The sequence below is a fragment of the Paraburkholderia sp. BR14374 genome (genome assembly GCF_040948685.1).
Taxonomy (GTDB): Bacteria; Pseudomonadota; Gammaproteobacteria; order Burkholderiales; family Burkholderiaceae; genus Paraburkholderia; species Paraburkholderia youngii.
This window is the reverse complement of the sequence record NZ_JBFPKF010000005.1, coordinates 553,271-572,009: the sequence shown is the minus strand read 5'-3', so window position 1 is coordinate 572,009 and position 18,739 is coordinate 553,271. Positions and strand designations below refer to the sequence as shown.

Annotated in this window: 16 protein-coding genes; 2 read left to right on the top strand and 14 right to left on the bottom strand. The window is 62.9% G+C overall.

What is annotated here, in order from left to right; all coding sequences use genetic code 11:
- Window positions 1–40: 40 nt before the first annotated feature.
- From rfaE1 to gyrA, 14 genes are all read right to left on the bottom strand, one after another.
- A complete protein-coding gene (gene rfaE1 / locus AB3X86_RS15830; RefSeq protein ID WP_217910439.1) occupies window positions 41–1,048 on the bottom strand; it encodes a D-glycero-beta-D-manno-heptose-7-phosphate kinase in 1,008 nt (335 codons plus the stop codon).
- On the bottom strand, window positions 1,014–2,417 hold the full coding sequence (locus AB3X86_RS15825) for a UDP-glucose/GDP-mannose dehydrogenase family protein (RefSeq protein ID WP_368596659.1): 1,404 nt from the start codon (window positions 2,415–2,417) through the stop codon (window positions 1,014–1,016). The genes rfaE1 and AB3X86_RS15825 overlap by 35 nt, the downstream gene beginning before the upstream one ends.
- Window positions 2,418–2,543: 126 nt before the next feature.
- Complete coding sequence (lapB, locus tag AB3X86_RS15820; protein WP_368596658.1) at window positions 2,544–3,719, bottom strand: lipopolysaccharide assembly protein LapB; 1,176 nt, start codon at window positions 3,717–3,719, stop codon at window positions 2,544–2,546.
- A gap of 71 nt (window positions 3,720–3,790) precedes the next feature.
- Window positions 3,791–4,084, bottom strand: a complete 294-nt coding sequence (locus AB3X86_RS15815; RefSeq protein WP_013090140.1) for a lipopolysaccharide assembly LapA domain-containing protein — start codon at window positions 4,082–4,084, stop codon at window positions 3,791–3,793.
- A 299-nt stretch (window positions 4,085–4,383) separates the two neighbouring features.
- Complete coding sequence (locus tag AB3X86_RS15810) at window positions 4,384–4,707, bottom strand: integration host factor subunit beta (protein WP_006050255.1); 324 nt, start codon at window positions 4,705–4,707, stop codon at window positions 4,384–4,386.
- 21 nt (window positions 4,708–4,728) lie between these two features.
- Window positions 4,729–6,462: a 30S ribosomal protein S1 gene (gene rpsA, locus AB3X86_RS15805; protein ID WP_008921410.1), complete on the bottom strand. Its 1,734-nt coding sequence runs from the start codon at window positions 6,460–6,462 to the stop codon at window positions 4,729–4,731.
- Window positions 6,463–6,623: 161 nt separating this feature from the next.
- The gene (cmk, locus tag AB3X86_RS15800) at window positions 6,624–7,310 is read right to left on the bottom strand and encodes a (d)CMP kinase (protein ID WP_368596657.1); all 687 of its coding nucleotides are present in this window, start codon (window positions 7,308–7,310) and stop codon (window positions 6,624–6,626) included.
- A 46-nt stretch (window positions 7,311–7,356) separates the two neighbouring features.
- The gene (gene aroA, locus AB3X86_RS15795) at window positions 7,357–8,661 is read right to left on the bottom strand and encodes a 3-phosphoshikimate 1-carboxyvinyltransferase (RefSeq protein ID WP_368596656.1); all 1,305 of its coding nucleotides are present in this window, start codon (window positions 8,659–8,661) and stop codon (window positions 7,357–7,359) included.
- A gap of 18 nt (window positions 8,662–8,679) precedes the next feature.
- On the bottom strand, window positions 8,680–9,621 hold the full coding sequence (locus AB3X86_RS15790) for a prephenate dehydrogenase (protein WP_368596655.1): 942 nt from the start codon (window positions 9,619–9,621) through the stop codon (window positions 8,680–8,682).
- 61 nt (window positions 9,622–9,682) lie between these two features.
- Window positions 9,683–10,804, bottom strand: coding sequence for a histidinol-phosphate transaminase (gene hisC / locus AB3X86_RS15785; protein ID WP_368596654.1), 1,122 nt, complete (start codon window positions 10,802–10,804; stop codon window positions 9,683–9,685).
- 81 nt (window positions 10,805–10,885) lie between these two features.
- Window positions 10,886–11,965, bottom strand: a complete 1,080-nt coding sequence (gene pheA, locus AB3X86_RS15780) for a prephenate dehydratase (protein WP_176105379.1) — start codon at window positions 11,963–11,965, stop codon at window positions 10,886–10,888.
- A gap of 63 nt (window positions 11,966–12,028) precedes the next feature.
- The gene (gene serC / locus AB3X86_RS15775) at window positions 12,029–13,111 is read right to left on the bottom strand and encodes a 3-phosphoserine/phosphohydroxythreonine transaminase (protein WP_176105378.1); all 1,083 of its coding nucleotides are present in this window, start codon (window positions 13,109–13,111) and stop codon (window positions 12,029–12,031) included.
- 206 nt (window positions 13,112–13,317) lie between these two features.
- Window positions 13,318–13,923 carry a DUF2059 domain-containing protein gene (locus AB3X86_RS15770; RefSeq protein WP_176105377.1) on the bottom strand — a complete coding sequence of 202 codons (606 nt, stop codon included), beginning with the start codon at window positions 13,921–13,923 and terminating at the stop codon, window positions 13,318–13,320.
- A gap of 124 nt (window positions 13,924–14,047) precedes the next feature.
- On the bottom strand, window positions 14,048–16,675 hold the full coding sequence (gyrA, locus tag AB3X86_RS15765; RefSeq protein ID WP_368596653.1) for a DNA gyrase subunit A: 2,628 nt from the start codon (window positions 16,673–16,675) through the stop codon (window positions 14,048–14,050).
- A gap of 476 nt (window positions 16,676–17,151) precedes the next feature.
- Between gyrA and ompA the strand changes: the two genes are divergently transcribed.
- Together ompA and ubiG are read left to right on the top strand one after the other, a co-directional pair.
- Window positions 17,152–17,799, top strand: coding sequence for an outer membrane protein OmpA (gene ompA / locus AB3X86_RS15760; protein WP_026228725.1), 648 nt, complete (start codon window positions 17,152–17,154; stop codon window positions 17,797–17,799).
- A 235-nt stretch (window positions 17,800–18,034) separates the two neighbouring features.
- Entirely contained in the window at window positions 18,035–18,733 is a 699-nt protein-coding gene (gene ubiG / locus AB3X86_RS15755; RefSeq protein ID WP_368596652.1) for a bifunctional 2-polyprenyl-6-hydroxyphenol methylase/3-demethylubiquinol 3-O-methyltransferase UbiG, read from the top strand.
- Window positions 18,734–18,739: the final 6 nt, after the last annotated feature.

The following is an 18,739-nucleotide window of genomic DNA, read 5'->3' as shown; positions in this document are numbered from 1 at the left end:
TCCGCTGGTCCGTCGGACGACGGCAGCCCCGCGGGCTGCATCAGGAGAAGAGTTCGTCGTAGTCGACGGTGGCGGTGCCCAGTTTGCCGACCACGATGCCGGCCGCGCGATTCGCGAGTCCGACCGCGTCGACGAGAGAAAGACCCGCGCCGAGCATCGCGGCAAGCGTCGCGATCACGGTGTCGCCCGCGCCCGACACATCATACACTTCGCGCGCATCAGCCGATGCGTGCAGGATGCCATCGTCGGCAAACAGCGTCATGCCCTCCTCCGAGCGCGTCAGCAGCAGCGCCTTGAACTGGAGTTCGGCGCGCAGCTTCGTGACACGCGCGATCAGGTCTTCCTCCGACTTCCACTGTCCGACGACCTCGCGCAATTCCGCGCGATTCGGCGTGATCAGCGTCGCGCCGCGATAGCGCTCCCAGTCGTCGCCCTTCGGATCGACGAGCACCGGTTTGCCGGCCGCGTGCGCCTTCGCGATCATTTGCGTGACATGCGTGAGGCCGCCCTTCGCGTAGTCGGACATCAGGATCACGTCGTGCGACGGCAGCAGCTCGTCGAAACGCGCAAGCCCCGCTAGCAGCACTTCGTGCGCCGGCGAGTTTTCGAAATCGACGCGCAGCAGTTGCTGCTGACGCGACAGCACGCGCAGCTTGATCGTCGTCAGCAAGGCCGGATCGCGTTCGAGATGCGGTGTCACGCCGCTTTCGTCGAGCAGTTGCACGATGCGCTCGCCGGGCTCGTCATGACCGACCACGCACAACAGACCCGCTTGCGCGCCGAGCGCGACCGCATTGCGCGCGACGTTCGCCGCGCCGCCCAGGCGATCTTCCTGGCGCTGCACGTGCACGACCGGCACGGGCGCCTCCGGCGAGATGCGGTTGACGTCGCCGAACCAGTAACGGTCGAGCATCACGTCGCCGACCACCAGCACGCGCGCCGCATTGAGCTGCCCGCGCGGCACGAACGTGAGCTTCTGCGCCGTGGTGGACGCGGGCGCCGCGGGCATGGCCTCAGGCATCGGCCGGAAGTTCAGAGGGTTGGGCATAGGGGCGTCCAATAGCGTGATAGTCGATCCCGAGCTCGATCATCGCGTCCGGTTCGTACAGATTGCGGCCGTCGAAAATCAGCGGTGTCTTCAGCACCGATTTCAGGTGCACGAAATCAGGACTCTTGAACTCCTTCCATTCGGTCACGATCACGAGCGCGTCGGCGCCGGTCAGCGTTTCGTCCTGAGCGCTCGTGAACGTGAGACGTGCGAGCTGCTCGGGCGCCGCGTGCAGATCCATCGCGAACACGCGCTGCGCCTCGGTCACGGCGACCGGATCGTACGCGCGCACGTTTGCGCCGCGCGCGAGCAGCTCGCCGATCACGCGACGGCTCGGCGCCTCGCGCATGTCGTCGGTATTCGGTTTGAATGCGAGGCCCCACACCGCGAACGTGCGGCCGCTCAGATCCTCGCCGAGCTTCGCGGCGATCTTGTCCACGAGCACGTCCTTCTGCTGGTCGTTCACTTCCTCGACCGCCTCGAGAATGCGCAGGTTGTGGCCGCTCTCGCTCGCGGTGCGAATCAACGCCTGCACGTCCTTCGGGAAGCACGAGCCGCCATAGCCGCAGCCGGCATACAGGAAGTGATAGCCGATGCGCGGATCGGAACCGATGCCGCGGCGCACCGCCTCGATGTCGGCGCCGACCTTGTCCGCGAGATTCGACATCTCGTTCATGAACGAGATGCGCGTCGCGAGCATCGCGTTGGCCGCGTACTTGGTGAACTCGGCCGAGCGCACGTCCATGTACAGCGTGCGTTCGTGATTGCGGTTGAACGGCGCGTACAGACGCTTCATCATCTCGCGCGCGCGTGCGCCCGCTTCGTCTTCGTCGATACCGATCACGATACGGTCTGGGCGCATGAAGTCGTCGACGGCCGCGCCTTCCTTCAGGAACTCGGGGTTCGACACGACCGAGAAGCGATGCTGCGCGCTGCCGGCGAGCCCGCGCTTCGCGAGCTCTTCGTTGATCACCGCGCGCACGCGTTGCGCGGTGCCGACCGGCACCGTCGATTTGTCGACGATCACCTTGAAGCCGTTCATCGTGCGGCCGATGTTGCGTGCGGCCTCGAGCACGTATTGCAGGTCGGCGGAGCCGTCTTCGTCGGGCGGTGTGCCGACCGCGATGAACTGCACGTCGCCGTGCGCGACGCTCGCCGCGACATCGGTCGAGAACGTGATGCGGCCGGCCGCGCGCGTGCGGGCGATCATCTCCTGCAAGCCCGGTTCGTGAATCGGCACGCCGCCTCTGTTGAGGATGTCGATCTTGCGTTGATCGACGTCGAGACAGAAGACGTCGTTGCCGATTTCGGCGAGACACGCGCCGGTGACAAGGCCCACATAGCCGGTGCCGATAATGGTGATTTTCATACGCTGTCCGGTAGATGGTTCCGGTGATGAATGCCGCTCGTGAGGCCGGCGATAAACTCGTTGCGAAATTCGCGGGGCGATTGCGCGCCAATGAACGCCGACGCGGCCACCGCCGCGCATGCGGCGTCAGCTCGGCGCGGCAATCGGCTCGACGCGGCGCGGCGCATAGGTTTCCCAACCGCTGCATCCCGGGCACTGCCAGTAGAAAAGCCGGGCCCTGAAACCACAATTCTGGCACGTATACCGTGGCAGATTTTTGGTGCGCTGGCGGATCAGTGTGCGCATCAGTTCGAGCTCGCCGCGCCGCGGCTCTTCGGCGACGGCCTGCTGCGCTTCGAGAAGACGCGTCATGCCGGCCAGATTCGGCGACTTCTGCATCTGCGTGCGCGCGAGCGCGTGCGCAGCATCGGCGCCGCGCAGCGATGCGACGTGCTGATACGCAACGTCGAGCAGATCGTTGCTCGGATGACGGTCGACCCACGTGGTCAGCAGATCGGCGCCCTCCTGCGCGCGGCCGAGCGCTTCATACGCTTTCATGATCTTCTCGGCGACGAGCGGCAGATACGCGGGGTTCTGCTCCTCGACGCGGCGCCATTGCCCAATCGCCGCTTCCGGCGCGCCGCCGGCCGCGTCGACATCGCCGAACAGGATCGTCGCGCGCACGTTGGTCGGGTTCGCCTTCAGCGCGAGCCCGAGCTGATGACGTGCCTCGTCCGGTTTGTTCTGCTGCAGCGCTTCCTGCGCAAGTTCGCAGTGGAACTGTGCGATTTCCTTGTCGAGCGACGGTGCGCCCATCGTTTCGAGGTGGCGCGCGGTATCGATCGACTTGACCCAGTCCTTCTCGATCTCGTAGATCGTCAACAGCGCGCGTTGGGCACCCAGCGCGTAATCGCCCGCTTGCAGCGAGCGGAAGGTTTCTTCGGCACGGTCGAGCAGACCCGCTTTCAGGAAGTCCTGGCCGAGTTCGTACAGCGCGTGATCGCGCTCGTTGACCGGCAGGTCCGCGCGGCTCAGCAGATTTTGATGCACGCGAATCGCTCGATCCGTCTCGCCGCGCCGGCGGAACAGATTGCCGAGCGCGAAATGCAATTCGACCGTTTCAGGGTCGAGCTTGACGACTTCGATGAATGCATCGATCGCCTGGTCGGGCTGCTCGTTGAGAAGGAAGTTCAGGCCGCGAAAATACGACCGCGGCAGGTTGGCGCTTTCGGACAGCAGCGTCTTGAGGTCGTAGCGCGCCGCCATCCAGCCGAACGCGAACGCGACGGGTACGACCAGCAGCCACCAGAAGTCTAGATCCATGCGATTAATGCAAATGTGCGGAAAAGCGAAAACGAAAAGCCACGCTCGGAGCGCGCGCGGCGCAAGACAGCTCAGATCAGCGGCGGCATCGGCGGCTGCTCTACCACGGCGGGAGTCTCGCGAGCCACGCGCAACTCGCGCCTGAGCCGGCCATTCTCCATGCGCAGACGCACGACGGCCGGCATCGCCGACACGAGCCCGGCGAGCAAGCCGATCACGAAAAACGCGAGGCCGATCAGAATCAGAGGCGCAGACCAGACGTAGCCGGCGAGGAAATTCAGCGTAGCGGGTTGCGTGTTGGAGAGCGCGAGCACGAGCAGCAGCACGAATACCAGCACACGGATCAGCCAGACGATAAATTTCATGAATATATCTCTTCACGGCAGTTGCGGGATGACGCCGGCTTGATGACGCGTCGCGCCACGGGGTTGCCCGCGCCGAAGTGACCCGTATTGTAATGGATGCCCTCGCGGCTGGGCAGCAAGTGGCGGGATGCCGGACTTACATGCAATTCGCGAAATGCAAAGGCCGCAGCGGAAGGCGCGACTTCTCAAATGATGGACGAAAAAAAAGCGCCCGAAGGCGCTTTTCCTGGTCTTTTGCCGACTGGCTTTGGCCGCTGACGCTAGCTATGCCACGCTGCAACACACACACAGCGGAGTCATTAAAGGTCGTCATCCGGCTCCTCGGCCTTCAGCGGCTCGCCCGCGCGACGATCCACCCGCTCGCGCAATTCCTTGCCCGGCTTGAAGTGCGGTACGTACTTCTCGGGTACCAGCACCTTCTCGCCCGACTTCGGATTGCGTCCGACGCGGGAGGGACGGCGGTTGAGGCCGAAGCTGCCGAAGCCACGAATTTCGATGCGATGACCTTTGGCAAGCGCCTCCGACATCGCATCAAGCATCGTCTTCACCGCGAAATCCGCATCCTTGAGAACAAGTTGCGGAAATCGCGTAGCCAGCTGGGCGACCAATTCCGATTTGGTCATACTGCAGCAGACCTCTCAGGCTTACTGGTTCTGGCCGTCGAGCTTGGCCTTCAGCAGCGCACCGAGGTTCGTCGTGCCGGTAGCGGCTGCACTCGAATCCGAAGCAGCGAGACCGCGGATGGCTTCCTGCTGCTCAGCCGAGTCCTTCGCCTTGATCGACAGGTTGATGCCGCGCGACTTGCGATCGATGTTGATGATCATAGCGTTGACTTTGTCGCCTTCCTTCAGCACATTGCGAGCGTCTTCCACGCGGTCTTGGGCGATTTCCGAAGCACGCAGGTAGCCTTCGACTTCGCCCGACAGCTGGACCACCGCACCCTTCGCGTCGACCGACTTGACGGTACCGTCGACGACCGAACCCTTGTCGTTCATTGCAACGTAGTTGCTGAACGGGTCACCTTCGAGCTGCTTGATACCCAGCGAAATACGTTCCTTCTCGACGTCGATGCCGAGAACGATCGCTTCCACTTCGTCGCCCTTCTTGTACTTGCGAACGGCTTCCTCGCCGGTTTCGCTCCACGACAGATCCGACAGGTGAACCAGACCGTCGATGCCGCCCGGCAGACCGATGAACACGCCAAAGTCGGTGATCGACTTGATGGCGCCGCTGATCTTGTCGCCCTTCTTGAAGTTGCGGCTGAAGTCGTCCCACGGGTTCGGCTTGCACTGCTTCATGCCAAGGCTGATACGACGGCGGTCTTCGTCGATTTCGAGAACCATCACTTCGACTTCGTCGCCCAGCTGGACAACCTTCGACGGAGCAACGTTCTTGTTGGTCCAGTCCATTTCCGACACGTGGACGAGGCCTTCGATGCCCGATTCCACTTCGACGAATGCGCCGTAGTCGGTGATGTTGGTGACCTTACCGAACAGACGCGTGCCCGACGGGTAACGGCGCGAGATGCCTTCCCACGGATCGTCGCCCAGTTGCTTGATACCGAGCGAAACGCGGTTCTTTTCCTGGTCGAACTTGAGGATCTTCGCGGTGACTTCCTGGCCAACCGACAGAACTTCGCTCGGGTGACGCACGCGACGCCATGCGATGTCGGTAATGTGCAGCAGGCCGTCGATGCCGCCGAGGTCCACGAACGCGCCGTAGTCGGTGATGTTCTTGACCACGCCTTCGACGATCGCGCCTTCCTTCAGCGTTTCGAGCAGCTTCGCGCGCTCCTCGCCTTGCGTTGCCTCGATGACAGCGCGGCGCGACAGCACGACGTTGTTACGCTTGCGGTCGAGCTTGATGACGCGGAATTCGAGGGTCTTGCCTTCGTACGGGGTCGTGTCCTTGACCGGACGCGTATCAACCAGCGAACCCGGCAGGAACGCGCGGATGCCGTTGACCATCACGGTCATACCGCCCTTGACCTTGCCCGTGATCGTGCCAGTCACGAGTTCATTGTTGTCCAGCGCCTTTTCCAGCGACAGCCACGAAGCCAGACGCTTCGCCTTGTCACGCGACAGGATGGTGTCGCCATAGCCGTTTTCCAGCGCGTCGATCGCGACGGAAACGAAGTCGCCCGCCTGCACTTCTACCTCGCCCGCGTCGTTCAGGAACTCTTCAAGCGGGATGTAGGCTTCGGACTTCAGACCAGCGTTCACGACCACGAAGTTGTGGTCGACACGCACGACTTCGGCGGAAATCACTTCGCCAGCGCGCATGTCCTGCTTGGTCAGCGACTCTTCGAACAGAGCCGCAAAAGATTCGGTATTCGGGGTAGAAGTTTGCAGGTCGGACATAAAAATCAAAGTTTGCATGGTCTTCGCAACGCCTGGCTCACCTGACCGGTCAGCAACTGCGGCAATACGCGAACGCCACGCGGGGTTAAAGGGTTAAAAACAACGCTTCGCGACCATTGCGAAGCACCTACCAACAACGGGACTGCCGCCGCTCGCCACTTCTGCGCGACCGTTTTCAATCACGCATGCGGGACCAGCGCTTCATACCATTGCACCACCTGCTCGACCGCCTGGTCGACCGACAATGCGGAGGTATCAAGCAGCTTTGCATCCGCCGCGGGCTTGAGCGGCGCGGCCGCGCGCTGACTGTCACGCTCGTCACGCTCACGCAAATCCCGGAGCAAGTCATCTATATTAGCAGAAAATCCTTTTTGGATCAATTGCTTATGCCGGCGCATCGCGCGGGCCTCGACGCTCGCGGTCATGAACACCTTCAGCGCGGCGTCCTGGAAGATCACGGTGCCCATGTCGCGGCCGTCGGCGACCAGTCCCGGTTCCTTGCGAAACGCCCGCTGGCGCGCCACCAGCGCGGTTCGCACCGGTGCGTGCACGGCGATCGCCGAAGCGCGGCTGCCTACTTCCTCGGCGCGGATTTCGGTCGATACATCGACCCCGTCAAGCTGCGCGAGCCCCTCGCGAAACGTGATATGGAGGTCATCGATCAGTTTGACAAGTGCGTCGATATCGTCCGCCGCAATGCCATAGCGCAGGCTCGCGAGCGCCGCGAGCCGATACAGCGCGCCGCTGTCGAGCAGGTGAAAGCCGAGGTTGGCGGCCACCATCGCGGCCACAGTGCCTTTGCCGGAGGCGCTAGGGCCGTCGATCGCAATGACGGGCGTCTGGTGAAAGGGACGGGTCGGTTTCATCTAAAAATGTCGCACATCGGGGATTCGCACGCGAATCCGGGTTGCATCAGGGTTGTGTGAGCGCCGTAAAGCGCTCGAAATAATCAGGGAACGTCTTGCCGACGCACTTCGGGTCGTTGATGCGGATCGGCACGCCGCCCAAACTCACGAGCGAGAAACACATCGCCATGCGGTGGTCGTCGTAGGTGTCGATCGCGGCATTCGGGAACAGCTTTTCGGGTGGCGTGACGACGAGGAAATCTTCGCCTTCCTGCACCTTCGCACCGACTTTGCGAAGCTCGGTCGCCATTGCGGCGATGCGGTCTGTTTCCTTCACGCGCCAGCTCGCGATGTTGCGCAGCGTGCTCGTGCCGTCCGCGAACAGCGCGGCGACTGCGATCGTCATCGCGGCATCGGGGATCAGGTTGAAGTCCATGTCGATCGGATCGAGCTTGCCGTGATCGTTGCCGACGCCACGCACTTCAATCCAGTCGTCGCCCATCTGAAGGTTCGCGCCCATCTTGATCAGCGCATCGGCAAATCCGACGTCGCCCTGGATGCTCGCGCGGCCCACGCCTTCGACTCTGAGCGGCCCGCCGCCGAGCGCGCCCGCGGCGAGGAAATACGACGCCGACGACGCATCCCCTTCCACCATGATCGTGCCCGGCGACTGATACCGCTTCCCGGCCGGCACCACGAACTGGTGCCAGCCGTGGCGCTCGACCTCGATTCCGAAGCGCGCCATCAGCTTGATCGTGATCTCGATGTACGGCTTCGAGATCAGCTCGCCGTCGACCTGCACGGTGGTGACGCCGCTCGCGGTGCGCAACAGCGGCAGCGTCATCAGCAGCGAGGTCAGGAACTGGCTCGACACGTCGCCGCGTACGCGGATCGGCGCGTCGGCCGTTATCTGGGCGGGACGGATGCGCAGTGGCGGATAGCCTTCGTTCTGCTCGTAGTCGATCTTCGCGCCGATCTGGCGCAGGCCGTCGACGAGATCGCCGATCGGCCGTTCATGCATGCGCGGCACGCCGTGAATGCGGTAGTCGCCGCCATTCACGGCGAGCGCCGCAGTCAGCGGGCGCACCGCCGTGCCCGCATTGCCGAGGAACAGGTCGGCCGTGCGCGCGGTGAACGCGCCGCGCGTGCCGGTCACGACGCAGGTGTCGCCGTCGCGCTTCAAACGTACGCCGAGCTTTTCGAGCGCGTCGAGCATCACGCGGGTGTCGTCGGAGTCGAGCAGGTTCGTGATCGTCGTCTCGCCTTCGGAGAGCGCGGCGAGCAGCAGCACACGGTTCGAGATGCTCTTCGAGCCGGGCAGACGAACCGTGCCGGACGCACGGGAAAAAGGTCCGAGATCGAGGAATTCCATGATGTGTCCAGTTTCCGGTTATTTCGACGCGTCGCCGCTGGCCACGCCAGCCGCGCGCTGCTCCTGCCACTGACTGCGTGCGACGCGCGAGCGCGCGAACACGGCTTCGAGCGCGGCGCCGTCGCCGGCTTCGATCGCCGTGCGCAGGCGCGCGAGTACCGCGGTGTACGCGTCGAGCTCGTCGAGCAGCGCCACGCGATTGGCGATACAGACGTCGCGCCACATCTCCGGACTCGACGCGGCGATGCGCGTGAAGTCGCGAAAACCGCCCGCCGCGAACGAGAACTTCAACGCAGCGTCGGGCGAATTGAGAATCTGCTCGACGAGCGCGAACGACAGCACGTGCGGCAGATGACTGACCGACGCGAACACGCAGTCGTGCTGCTGCGGCGTCATCTCCCGCACCAATGCGCCGGTGGCGCGCCACATCGCCGCGACGCGCTCTACCGCGTCCGGCGTATTCTCCGGCAGCGGGCACAGCACGACGTTGCGGTTCACGTACAGATCGGGCAACGCGGCATCGACCCCGCTCGACTCGCGACCGGCGATCGGATGGCCCGGCACGAACTGACCGATCCGGGCGCCGAGCGCCGCGCGGGCGGCGGCGACCACGTCGGATTTGGTGCTGCCCGCATCGGTGACGATCGTGTTGGCGTCGAGATGGGGCGCGATGCGCTCGAGTAGCGGCTGGGTCTGCGCGACCGGCGCCGCGAGCAGCACGAAGTCCGCGCCCGCGAGCGCGTCGCGCAGCGCGGCGTCGTCGGTGAGCGCCGCGGCGCCGTCGATCACACCAAGCGCCAACGCCCGTTCGCTCGACGCGGAGGTCCGTCCGAGCCCAACCACCGTGCGCGCCCCGCCAGCCTCGCCGCGTTCACGCAACGCGCGCGCGAGCGATCCGCCGATCAGGCCGACACCGAAAATCACCAGCTTGTTAAAAGAAAACGCGGCCACGTCGCTCACAAAATACGGACATTAAGCGCGCCACTCCTGGCGGTCGGCGCGCGGGGTCAAGGATCAAGGCTTACGCTGCGTCAGGCTCGGCAAGCGTCTTTTCGAGCGCCGCGAGGAACGCTTCGTTTTCCTCCGGCAAGCCGATCGTGATGCGCAGCCACTGCGGCAAGCCGTAGTTGTCGACCGGTCGCACGATCACGGCCTGCTTCAGCAGCGCGAGGTTCACCCGGGCGCCGGCTTTGTCGTCGCTGCCAACGCGCACGAGCACGAAGTTGCCTTCGGACGGCACGTATTCGAGGCCGAGCTTGTCGAACGCCTCCGTCAGAAGCGTATAGCCCTGCGCGTTCAGCGCCGCGCTTTTCTGCAGGAACGCGCTGTCGTTCAGTGCCGCGATCGCCGCGGCTTGCGCGAGCGTATTTACGTTAAACGGTTGACGCAGTCGATTCAGCAAATCGGTCAAGCCGGGCTGCGCGATCGCGAAGCCGATGCGCAAGCCCGCAAGCCCGAACGCCTTCGAGAACGTACGCGAAACCAGCAGGTTCGGATAGCGGCGCACCCAGTCAATCGAGTCATAGCGTTTGTCCGCCGACAGATACTCGGTGTACGCCTCGTCGAGCACGACGACCACGTGGCGCGGCACCTTGTCGAGAAAAGCCTCGAGCCTCGGGCCGTCGACGAACGTGCCGGTCGGATTGTTCGGATTCGCGACAAACACGAGACGCGTGTGGTCGTCGATTGCGGCGAGCATCGCGTCGAGGTCGTGACCATAGCGCACCGCCGGCACGGCGATGGCGCGCGCGCCGACGCCTTGCGTCGCGAGCGCATAGACCGCGAACGAATACTGCGAGAACACGACCGCCTGGCCCTTCTCGACGAACGCGTGCGCGGCGAGTTCGAGGATGTCGTTGCTGCCGTTGCCGAGCGTGATCCACTCAGCCGGCACACCGTAGCGCGCGGCGAGCGCCGCTTTCAGCTCGAAACCGTTCGAGTCCGGATAACGGCCGAGATCGGCAATCGCCTGCGCCATCGCGTGCTGCGCGGATTCCGGCATGCCGAGCGGATTCTCGTTCGATGCGAGCTTCACGATGCTCGCCTCGTCGAGACCGAACTCACGGGCCACTTCCGAAATTGGCTTGCCGGCGATGTACGGCGCGATCGCGCGCACATAGGAAGGGCCGAAAGACGCTGTCATGAAAATCTCCGAACGACGATGGATAGTGAAATCTGCGTTCGGGCAGCGCACGCGGCGCCGCCCGGACTGCGCTGCCAGCCCTTAGCGGGCGCGCGGATATGAGCCGAGTATTTTCAGGAACGCGGCCTTCTCGCCGAGACCGGCGAGCGCGGCAGCCACAGCCGGATCGTCGCGATGGCCTTCGACATCGATATAGAAGTAGTACTCCCACGTGCCGACGCGCGCCGGACGCGATTCGAAACGCGTCATCGACACACCGTGGCGAGCGAGCGGCTCGAGCAGCTTGACCATCGCGCCCGGTTCGTTCGCGACCGACACGATCAGCGAGGTCTGGTCGTAGCCGCTCGGACCGGTCGGCTCCTTGCCGATCATTACGAAGCGCGTGCGGTTGTGCGGATCATCCTGGATCAGCGCGTTGGTGACCTGCAGGCCGTAGTGGATCGCGGCGCGATCGCCGGCGATGGCCGCGACAGTCGGATCTTCGGCCGCCATCCGTGCAGCTTCGGCATTACTCGACACCGCCTGGCGCTCGAGATGCGGCGCATTGGTCGACAGCCAGCGCTGGCACTGCGCGAGCGCCTGCGCATGCGCGCATACGCGCGTGACGCCAGCGAGCCCGTTTTGCGTGAGCAGGTTGTGATGGATCGGCAATGCGAGTTCGCCGCCGATGGTCAGCTGGGTTTGCAGCAGCAGATCCAGCGTGCGCGACACCGCGCCTTCGGTCGAGTTCTCGACCGGCACGACGCCGTAGTCGGCGGCGCCCGCCTCGACCGAGCGGAATACTTCATCGATCGAGGGGCACGGCAGCCCTTCGATCGACTGACCGAAGTATTCGTGCATCGCCTGTTCGCTATAGGTGCCGACCGGCCCGAGATACGCGGCCTTGATGCTCTTTTCTAGCGCGCGGCTCGCGGCCATGATCTCGCGCCAGATCGCGCTGATGTGTTCGTCCGCGAGCGGCCCCGCGCTCATTTCCTGCAGGCGCGCGATCACCTGCATCTCGCGCTCGGGCCGGAACACCGGCGCGTTGAAATGCTTCTTGATCTCGCCCACTTCGAGCGCGACCGACGCGCGCTGGTTCAGGAGCGCGATCAGCTGCGCGTCGAGCGCGTCGATGCGATCGCGCAGAGGTTTGAGTCGTGTATTGAGTTCGTCGTCCATGCGTAAAACGGCTCTGCCGGGTAACTGCTGGAAAAGATGCGCACGCCTGCCGGTCAGTGTGACTCAGGCGCTGCGCTGTTCGAATTCCTTCATGTATTCGACAAGCGCTTTGACGCCTTCGAGCGGGACGGCGTTATAAATCGACGCCCGCATGCCGCCGACGGACTTGTGGCCCTTTAGCTGCACCAATCCCCGCGCTTTCGCGCCGGACAGGAAATCTTCGTTGCGCGACTCGTCGGCGAGGAAGAACGGTACGTTCATCCGCGAGCGCGAGCCACGTTCGACCTTGTTCAGATAGAAGCTGCTCGAGTCGATCGTGTCGTACAGCAGCTTCGATTTTTCGAGGTTGCGCGCCTCCATCGCCTGGAGGCCGCCCTGGTTCTTCAACCACTTGAACACGAGCCCGGCAATATAGATCGCATAGGTGGGCGGCGTGTTGTACATCGAGTTGTTCTCGGCGACGGTCTTCCATTCGAACGCCGATGGGCAAATCGGCATTGCGCGATCGAGCATGTCCTCACGCACGATCACGACCGTCACGCCCGCCATGCCGATATTCTTCTGCGCGCCGCCGAACAGCACGCCGTATTTGGCGATGTCCATCGGGCGCGAAAGGATGTGCGACGACGCGTCGGCCACGAGCGGAATATCGCCGAGGTCGGGAATCTCGAAGGTTTCAACGCCGTGAATGGTCTCGTTCGTGCACAAATGCACGTAAGCCGGATCGTCCGACAGTTGCCATTCCGCACGCGCCGGCGCGCGCGTGTAGCCCTCGGCCGTCTTGCCGGTCGCGGCAAGATGCACGCTGCCGTATTTTTCCGCTTCCTTGAACGATTTCTGCGACCACGAGCCGGTGACGACGAAATCCGCCCGCGGTTTCGAGCCGAGCAGGTTCATCGGCACGATCGCGTTCTCGCCGAGCCCGCCGCCCTGCAGGAAAAGGATGCGGTGACTTGCCGGCACTTGCAGCAACTCGCGCAGATCGGTCAGCGCTGCTTCGTGGATCGACATGAATTCCTTGCCGCGATGGCTCATTTCCATCACGCTCATACCACTACCTTGCCAGTTCAGCATCTCGTCGGCTGCCTGGCGCAGCACTTCTACGGGCATGGCCGCCGGGCCGGCGGAGAAATTAAAAACGCGCATGTGAGGTCCTGGAAGCGGGCTTGAAATAACGAAGTCGCGCGGGAATCGGCGAAAAGAACTGCGAAATGGCTCGCCGAAAAAGAAAATGGCCGTCTGCGCCAGTGCGCAAACGGCCATTATCGCATTGTCGCCGCCAACCCGCCACGCCGGGTGGCCCAACGGGCGCGGCGACAGGCCGGCTGATTAGCGCGGCCTGCGAGCGGAATTTACTTGGCAGCCGGCTTGACCGATGCGACTTCCTTGTCGGCCTGGTCACGCGTTGCCTTGATCGATTCCGGCATGTACTTCTGCATCAGACCATTCACGACGTCGCGGCCAACCTGGTCTTGCACCTGGATGAACTTGCGTCCGGTCGGGCTCTTGTAGAACGTGGTCAGGTCCTTGATTTCCGACACGCTGTAGTACTTCGCGTACGCATCGTACTGAGCTTGCATCGCGTCCTGACGGAAACCGTCAGTTGCGAAGACCTGACCTGCCGCGTCCACTAGCTTCGGCACCGCGTTCTTCTGCAGCGTCGGCACGGCGGCCTGCTTCTGCTTGTCCGTCATCGTCTTGTTCTCGGTCAGCGCGTCCGACAGGATTGCCGGCACGAGCTGCTTGGCCTGCATCTGCGCGCTATTGCCGATTGCGCCAACCAGCTTCTGCGCGTCGATGGCGTCGAGCAGGTCCTTGATGGCAGCTTGCTTGGCCGGATCAACCGGTGCTGCTGCGGCAGCCGGAGCTGCGGGCGCCTGGTTCTGCAGCGCTTGAGCCATGGCGAAGGTCGGCACGATGGCAGCCAGCAACATCAGTTGTTTGAATCGTTTTTGCATCATTACTCCCTAAGAGAAATTAACTTGAACCGCACGCCGCACGGGAAAGCGTACCGGCCTGATACGCGTTGACCCGCAGCGTAGCTTCAACGTATTAACTGAGACTGAAAGCCGCTGGCACGGATCAAGCCGCGCCGCCCTCACCGCCGTTATCACCTTCAGCGGAGCCGTCGGAATCGCTTTCCGACTCGCCCTCGGCCTCAGCTACCTGTTGCAGACCGGACAGCTTGGTCCCTTCGTCAAGGCTGATGAGTGTAACACCTTGCGTTGCGCGTCCCATTTCGCGAATTTCCGACACGCGCGTGCGAATCAGCACGCCCGTCGTGGTAATCAGCATGATCTGCGCTTCCGAATCCACTAGCGTCGCGGCAACGACCCTGCCATTGCGCTCCGACGTCTGGATCGCGATCATGCCCTTCGTGCCGCGGCCGTGACGCGTGTACTCGGCGATCGGGGTGCGCTTACCGAAGCCGTTCTCGGTTGCGGTGAGCACCGACTGCTGCTCATCGCCCGCCACCAGCAACGCGATCACGTTCTGGCCGTCCTCGAGCTGCATGCCGCGCACGCCGCGCGCCTCGCGGCCCATCGGACGCACGTCGTTTTCGTCAAAGCGCACTGCCTTGCCCGAATCAGAGAACAGCATCACGTCGTGCTGGCCATCGGTGATCGCGGCGCCGATCAGGTAATCACCCTCATCGAGACCGACCGCAATAATACCCTTGCGCAGCGGCCGGCTGAATGCCTCGAGCGGGGTCTTCTTTACCGTTCCTAACGCGGTTGCCATGAACACGAACTTGTCGGCCGAGAACTCCTTGACCGGCAGCACGACCGTGATCTTTTCGCCTTCCTGCAGCGGGAACATATTGACGATCGGCCGGCCGCGCGAATTGCGCGAGCCCTGCGGCACCTCGTAGACCTTGACCCAGTACACCCGGCCGCGATTCGAGAAGCACAGGATGTGGTCGTGCGTATTGGCGATGAACAGCGTGTCGATCCAGTCGTCTTCCTTCATGGAAGTGGCCTGCTTGCCACGACCACCGCGCTTCTGGGCCCGATATTCGGACAGCGGCTGCGATTTCACGTAGCCCGCGTGCGACATCGTCACGACCATTTCCTGCGGCGTGATCAGGTCTTCGGTGTTCAGTTCGGTCGCGTTCAACTCGATCTTCGAGCGACGCGCATCGCCGAATTCGGCCTTGATCGACGAGAGTTCGTCGACGATGATCGCCGAAATGCGTTCCGGGCGAGCCAGAATGTCCAGCAGGTCAGCGATCTGCGCCATCACATCGCGGTATTCGCCAATGATCTTGTCCTGCTCGAGACCGGTCAGGCGCTGCAGACGCATCTGCAGGATTTCCTGCGCCTGGGTATCGGACAAACGGTAGAGGCCATCGGCCTGCATGCCGAACGACGGGTTCAACCCCTCCGGACGATATGCATCGCGACCGCCCGCCGACGCGTTATCCGTCTCGGCGCGCGACAGCATTTCGCGCACGAGCGACGAATCCCACGAGCGCGACATCAGTTCCTGCTTGGCGATAGGCGGCGTCGGCGCGGCCTTGATGAGCGCGATGAATTCGTCGATGTTCGCGAGCGCAACCGCCAGACCTTCGAGCACATGGCCACGTTCGCGCGCCTTGCGCAGCTCGTAGACGGTGCGCCGCGTCAGCACTTCCCGGCGATGCGACAGGAAGCAGGTCAGCATTTCCTTCAGATTCAGCAGCTTCGGCTGGCCGTCGACGAGCGCGACCATGTTCATGCCGAACGTGTCCTGAAGCTGGGTCGCCTTGTACAGATTGTTCAGCACGACCTCGGGCACTTCGCCGCGCTTGAGCTCGATCACGACACGCATGCCGCTCTTGTCGGATTCATCGCGGATGTCGGAGATGCCTTCGAGCTTCTTCTCGTTGACGAGCTCGGCGATACGCTCGAGCAGCGAGCGCTTGTTCACCTGATACGGCAATTCGTCGACGATGATTGCCATGCGCTGGCCGCGGTCGATTTCCTCGAAGTGCGTCAGCGCGCGCATCACAACGCGGCCGCGACCGGTCCGATAGCCGTCGCGCACGCCGGCCACGCCGTAGATGATGCCGGCGGTCGGGAAGTCGGGGGCGGGGATGATCTCGATCAGCTCGTCGATCGTCGCTTCCGGGTTCTTCAGCAGATGCTGACACGCGTCGACGACTTCGTTGAGGTTGTGCGGCGGGATGTTGGTCGCCATGCCGACCGCGATGCCGGACGAGCCATTGATCAGCAGATTAGGGATGCGCGCGGGCAGGATGGCCGGTTCATTCTCGCTGCCGTCGTAGTTCGGCACGAAGTCGACCGTTTCCTTGTCGATGTCGGCCAGCAGTTCGTGGCCGATCTTCGCCATGCGGATTTCGGTGTAACGCATCGCCGCGGCGTTGTCGCCGTCGACCGAACCGAAGTTCCCCTGGCCGTCGACGAGCATGTAGCGCAGCGAGAAGTCCTGCGCCATCCGTACGATCGTGTCGTAGACAGCAGTGTCGCCGTGCGGATGGTATTTACCGATGACGTCGCCGACGATACGCGCCGACTTCTTGTAGGCGCGGTTCCAGTCGTTGTTCAGCTCATGCATCGCGTACAGCACGCGCCGGTGCACCGGCTTCAGGCCATCGCGGACATCGGGAAGCGCTCGCCCTACGATCACGCTCATCGCGTAATCGAGATACGAACGGCGCATTTCCTCCTCGAGGGAGATTGGCAGAGTCTCTTTGGCGAATTGATCCATTATCCGTATCTTTTACGTGCGAAGGCGGGGGTTCGCCGCAACTTCGCGTAAGCATTGCAGGCGCAACGCATCACGCGATTCTAACATGCCACGCATCCGCGCCCGACGCAGGTACGTATACATATTAGAGGGGCACCCGCCAACACCTCGCCGAACCCGCAATTTCAGGCTCACCAGGCTCGATTCCTGCGTAGGGCCAATTCCCCGCTCAGCCAGAGCCGGCGGACCGCTCAGACGAAAACATTTGTTGCGCATGCACCACATTTGGACGGGGATTTGAATGGGGGCAGATTTTTTTTTCGTCGGAGGGGAACGATATGGCAAAATGCCAACGCACAAAGAGTCAGACACTGCTCGAAGTCTATACAGCCGGTTTTTGTTCCGCACCAATGTTATACTTCGAGCAATGTATGACTGGTCATCCGTCAACAGGCTCGCAGTAAACCTGCGGTAATCTCAATTTCGAGAGGAGAAATATGAATAAACTTTCAAAGCTCGCGTTCATTGCAGCTACCGCAGTTATGGCTGCATCCGCCATGGCGCAGTCGGTGCCGGCGTCGCGACAAGCTACCAACGACAACTGGGTGAATGGTACTGGCGAATACGTGTGGATGAACGGCACGAACGAGCTTTGCTGGCGCGATGCATTCTGGACGCCCGCAACGGCTAACGCCAAGTGCGACGGCGCTCTGGTTGCTCAGGCTCCGACCCCGCCGGCACCGGTTGCTCCGGCTCCGGCAATCTCCAGCGAAAAGATTACGTATCAAGCTGATGCGCTGTTCGACTTCGACAAGGCAATCCTGAAGCCGGCTGGCAAGGAACGTCTGAGCGAACTGGCATCGAAGATCCAAGGCATCAACCTCGAAGTCGTCGTTGCTACGGGCCACACCGACCGCATCGGTTCGGACGCTTACAACGACCGTCTGTCGCTGCGTCGTGCTCAAGCTGTGAAGGCCTTCCTGGTCAGCAAGGGCGTCGAAGCCAACCGTATCTACACGGAAGGCAAGGGCCGCCGCAACCCGGTTACCACCGGTTGCAACCAGAAGAACCGCAAGCAACTCATCGCCTGCCTCGCACCGGACCGCCGCGTGGAAGTCGAAGTTGTCGGTACGCCGAAGCAGTAAGCTGGAAAATTACCGCAGTATCGAAAGCCCCGCTTCGGCGGGGCTTTTTTTATGTGCGGGTGCCGCAACGTGGCGTGATGCGCGGCGGAGGAACACCCCGTTCCGCTACTAGCGGCTCGCAGCACGGATTGGCAGCCGCTCGCTGGCGCGCTTTTGCCGCTCTTTCTCTTGCCCTATATACTCAGAGTTTATCCTCGAGCGTCCGCTCACCGCTTTCATCGAGGCAGCCTCCGCCATGACCAACGCCGATCCCCACGAACTACAGAAATTCAGCGACCTCGCGCATCGTTGGTGGGACCCGAACGCCGAATTCAAACCACTGCACGAACTGAATCCGATTCGCCTGCGCTGGATCGACGCGCACGCGCATCTCGCCGGCAAAAAGGTGCTCGATATCGGTTGCGGCGGCGGCATCCTGTCGGAATCGATGGCAGGCTTGGGCGCGCATGTTAAGGGCATCGACCTGTCGACGCAGGCACTCGGCGTCGCTGATCTTCACAGCCTTGAAAGCGGTGTAACTGTCGATTACGAAGAAATCGCGGCCGAGGCGCTGGCCGCGCGCGAACCGGGCTCCTATGACGTGGTCACCTGCATGGAAATGCTCGAGCACGTGCCCAGGCCGGCCGCGATCGTCGAGGCCTGCAAGAATCTCGTGAAGCCGGGCGGCTGGGTGTTTTTCTCCACACTGAACCGCAACATGAAGTCATATCTGTTCGCAGTAATCGGCGCCGAATACATCGCACGAATGCTGCCGAAGGGCACGCACGACTACGCGCGCTTCATCCGCCCGTCGGAACTCGCCGGCTTCGCGCGCGCCGCCGATCTGCGCACGGCCGACATCAAGGGCATCGTGTACAACCCGCTCAGCAAGCATTTCGCGCTGTCGCCCGACACGAGCGTCAACTACATGCTCGCCTGTCGCCGCGACGCCTGACCTGCC